Below are 1927 nucleotides of genomic sequence, written 5' to 3'. Positions count from 1 at the left end.
TAACACCCGAGCCGCCCTTGTGACCCACAGCCACGACGACCACATCCGCGCCGAGGCCCCTCACCTGCAGGAGTGGATCGACCGCTGCCCCTGACGCCCGGGTGCCGGCGCGACCCGTGCCGGCACCCCAGCGGGGACCACCACGTCACCCGCCCCTCACCCCTCACCCCCGAGGGGTCGGCCGCACCCCGCCACGGCGGCTGCGTCCGGCCCCACGACGAAGGAGAATCGTGTCTCATCATCCGATCCGAGTGGCGGTGGCCGGTGTCGGCAACTGCGCCTCGTCCTTGATCCAGGGCGTGCACTTCTACGCCGATGCCGACCCGGGGCAGACCGTGCCGGGGCTGATGCACGTGGTGTTCGGGGACTATCACGTCTCCGATGTGCAGTTCGTGGCCGCCTTCGACGTGGACGCGGCGAAGGTGGGGGTGGATCTGTGCGAGGCGATCGGCGCCGGGCGGAACAACACGCTGGCCTTCGCCTCGGTGCCGCACACCGGGGTGACCGTCCAGCGCGGGCCGACCCTGGACGGGTTGGGGGCCTATTACCGGGAGATGATCCAGGAGTCGGCGGCCGAGCCGGTCGATGTCGCCGCCGCGCTGCGGGAGGCGCAAGTGGATGTGCTGGTGTCCTATCTGCCGGTGGGCTCGGAGGCCGCCGACCGGTTCTACGCCCAGGCGGCCCTGGACGCGGGGGTGGCCTTCGTCAACGCGCTGCCGGTGTTCATCGCCTCCACCGAGGAGTGGGCGCAGAAGTTCGCCGCCGCGGGGGTGCCGATCGTGGGCGATGACATCAAGTCCCAGATCGGGGCGACGATCACCCACCGGGTGCTGGCCAAGCTCTTCGAGGACCGCGGGTACGTGCTGGACCGGACGTATCAGCTCAACGTGGGCGGGAACATGGACTTCATGAACATGCTCGAGCGCACCCGGTTGGAGTCGAAGAAGATCTCCAAGACCCAGGCGGTGACCTCCAACGTGGTGCGGGAGTTCGGCACCGAGGAGGTGCACATCGGGCCCTCGGACCACGTGCCGTGGCTCAACGACCGGAAGTTCGCCTTCGTGCGTCTGGAGGGTCACGGGTTCGGGGACGCCCCGATCTCCTTGGAGTACAAGCTGGAGGTGTGGGACTCCCCGAACTCGGCCGGGGTGATCATCGACGCGATCCGGGCGGCGAAGATCGGGCTGGACCGCGGGATCGGCGGGCCGCTGACCTCGGCGGCGGCGTACTTCATGAAGTCCCCGCCCGAGCAGCAGGCCGACGACACCGCCCGGGCGAACCTGGAGGCCTTCATCCGCGGCGACCTCGAACGCTGAAGCAGCGCCCCACCCGGGGCCGCGGATCACCCCGCGGAGCACCGCCGCACCGGTGACATGAGGTACTCCTCGAGCTCCGTCGGCGTGGATCCGCTCATGCCGTCGACGCCGCCTTCCTGGGCCGGTGGGCTTCGCGCCCTCGACGCCGGAAAGAGCCGGGGAACGGGCAGGCATCCTGCCCTGTGCAACGTGGGTCACATTGCGCAACATTGTCCGCGGGGTCCGCCGCGCCGTCGGGAATCACGGCGACCCCGGGACGGGGGCAGGAAAAGTCGCCCGGAACGCTTGACAGGCCAATGTGGGACGCATCACGCTGAACCTCACAATATGAAGCACGTTGCGCAGTACGCGGCAACGAGCCGAGAGGTCCACCCGCCCGGCGCCGCCCTGCTGTTCCCGCACCCACTGATCTGAAAGGGGTCCTTCATGGAGTCCCTCGTCATTGTCGGAGCCTCGCTGGCCGGTCTGTCGGCCGCGAGGGCGGCTCGCAGCCTCGGGTTCGGCGGGCGTGTGGTGATCATCGGTGATGAGCTGCAGCGTCCCTACGACCGTCCGCCGCTGTCCAAGGACTTCCTGGCCGGGCGGATCGAGGTCGCGGATCTGACCCTGGA

General features: G+C 69.3%; 2 protein-coding genes. Both read left to right on the top strand.

Going from position 1 to position 1927, the window contains the following annotated elements:
• The first annotated feature begins 230 nt into the window (after nucleotides 1–230).
• A complete protein-coding gene (locus tag ABL57_RS05505; protein ID WP_047801817.1) occupies nucleotides 231–1316 on the top strand; it encodes an inositol-3-phosphate synthase in 1086 nt (361 codons plus the stop codon).
• Nucleotides 1317–1742: 426 nt separating this feature from the next.
• Nucleotides 1743–1927: FAD-dependent oxidoreductase (locus ABL57_RS05500; protein WP_047802452.1), on the top strand; the 185-nt coding region annotated here is incomplete at its 3' end.

Source organism: Kocuria sp. SM24M-10 (assembly GCF_001027955.1).
GTDB lineage: Bacteria > Actinomycetota > Actinomycetes > Actinomycetales > Micrococcaceae > Kocuria > Kocuria oceani.
The sequence above is the reverse complement of the archived record's forward strand: the minus strand, read 5'-3'. Positions and strand labels throughout refer to the sequence as shown.